Source organism: Pontibacterium sp., assembly GCF_041587635.1.
Taxonomy (GTDB): Bacteria; Pseudomonadota; Gammaproteobacteria; order Pseudomonadales; family Balneatricaceae; genus Pontibacterium.
In genome coordinates this window covers 1-1,779 of the sequence record NZ_JBFGYC010000694.1, presented here as the reverse complement: position 1 = coordinate 1,779, position 1,779 = coordinate 1, and the positions used below count along the sequence as shown (strand labels likewise).

The 1,779-nt window shown below is 49.9% G+C and carries 3 protein-coding genes; 1 reads left to right on the top strand and 2 read right to left on the bottom strand.

Annotated elements, in window-relative coordinates:
- A partial coding sequence (ilvY, locus tag ABYW01_RS20820) for an HTH-type transcriptional activator IlvY (protein WP_372836449.1) occupies window positions 1-690 on the top strand: 690 nt, incomplete at its 5' end.
- 5 nt (window positions 691-695) lie between these two features.
- On the opposite strand, the gene ABYW01_RS20815 is transcribed toward ilvY, so the two are convergent.
- Together ABYW01_RS20815 and ABYW01_RS20810 are read right to left on the bottom strand one after the other, a co-directional pair.
- Window positions 696-1,463: an HNH endonuclease gene (locus tag ABYW01_RS20815; RefSeq protein ID WP_372836447.1), complete on the bottom strand. Its 768-nt coding sequence runs from the start codon at window positions 1,461-1,463 to the stop codon at window positions 696-698.
- Between the two features lie 71 nt (window positions 1,464-1,534).
- Window positions 1,535-1,779: acyl-CoA thioesterase (locus tag ABYW01_RS20810; protein ID WP_372836446.1), on the bottom strand; the 245-nt coding region annotated here is incomplete at its 5' end.

Below are 1,779 nucleotides of genomic sequence, written 5' to 3'. Positions count from 1 at the left end.
GAGTATGCCCGTGAAGCGCTGCTCCAATGGGATGTGATTCGCGACTCCTTGATGGAAGAAGCCGAAGAGTTACACGGCGAGATCAGCGTATATTGCTCCGTCACCGCCAGTTACAGCTTTCTATATGACATCCTCAGTCAATTCCGCCTCAATCACCCCGGCGTCGAGATAAAACTGCACACCGGCGATCCGGAACACGCCATTGGACACATCCTCTCCGGCACTGAAGATATCACCATCGCCGCGCGCCCAGCCCCGCTGCCAACCGGTGTCGCCTTTAAACCCATCGCGATCTCACCGCTGCTCTTTATCGCCCCCGCAGAACAAGGCCCTCTGGACGCGTTGTTACAAACACCGATCCGTGACGAGCACTGGGCGCAGATCCCCATGATTCTGCCCGAAAGCGGCATCGGACGTCAGCGGGTTGATGAATGGTTTGAGCAGATGAATCAGAAACCAACGATCTACGCACAGGTCGCCGGTAACGAAGCGATTGTCTCGATGGTTAGCCTGGGATTTGGTGTAGGTGTTGTGCCCCGTATCGTATTGGACAACAGCCCCCTGGCTGATCGGGTACAGGTATTAGATGTGCAACCAGAACTGGAAGCGTACGATGTGGGCCTGTTTGCATTGGAGAAGAAACTTAAAAGCCCGCTGATACGGGCTTTTTGGGAACAGCTGAAAGGGTAAGCCATCTAACCAATATAGATATTCTCGCGGTGATACTCTAGAAACTGCGCATTCGGAACAAATTTATCCGGTATCTGAATTTTCTGTCCATGAAAGCTAAGCAATGCAGTTTTCAGATACATATCATCTTCATTCCATTCTTGCTGTGATACCTGAACCGCTCTGTCCTCATCAATTGTAATCAAGCCTATGTCGAAGGCCTTGTCATGGAGCATCGAGAGCGCCAAACCATTACTTGGATTCAAGCGATTCTTCTTATCCTTGCTCCAAGGAACAATATGACTTGCGATAAGTAAACGGGGTACCGAAAGACCGGTAATACAACAACGGTTCCCGTATGCGCTAAGCACTGCATTTCGGAAGAAACTTTGCCCCACGCGGGCATTGGCACTTACAGGGCGAGAGGTGCCACTATAATCCAGTGGCAGCGACTCATCGTCTTCCTGTGGCTTATCGAACGATAACGTAAACTCACTGATTGCATGATGGGATTCCAACACAAAGCCATCCCAATCATTTTGCATCTCATCCCACATGGCACGATCAAGAGCAGAGGCTCCTTTTAAGCCACTGCGTCCAGATGAAGTTATGACGGGGTCTAAACTGGCGATATTCGTCAGCTTCATTGCCAAAGCAGAAGGAGTTCGTCCGATCATCTTGGCATATTGGATGATCTCTGGATTGCGCGAATGAAATTTCCCAAAAGGGAGCTGGCAATAGAGATTAAACGCAACAAAGAGCTGCTGCCGCGTCCATGGCGATCTTCCAGACATTGACTACATCCCTATACTTATAGCACTTCTCTTCACCCTCACATTTCAGAAATTAGGGTGAGGGCGAATCGTTACACTTCAAACAGCGATTCAATTTCAGGTGACAGATACGGGCGACCACGCTCGTTCAGTGCAGTCCCGATCACTAAACCTTCCACGCACACTTTCTCATCAGACAGACGAATGACGCGCTGACGGAAACCAAACTTCACTTTACTCAAACGTTCCGCTTTAACCTCGACAACAAAACGATCGCCACTTTTCAGGGAGGCTTTGTAATCCAGCTCGGAGCGAATCACCACCAGATGAATGCCCT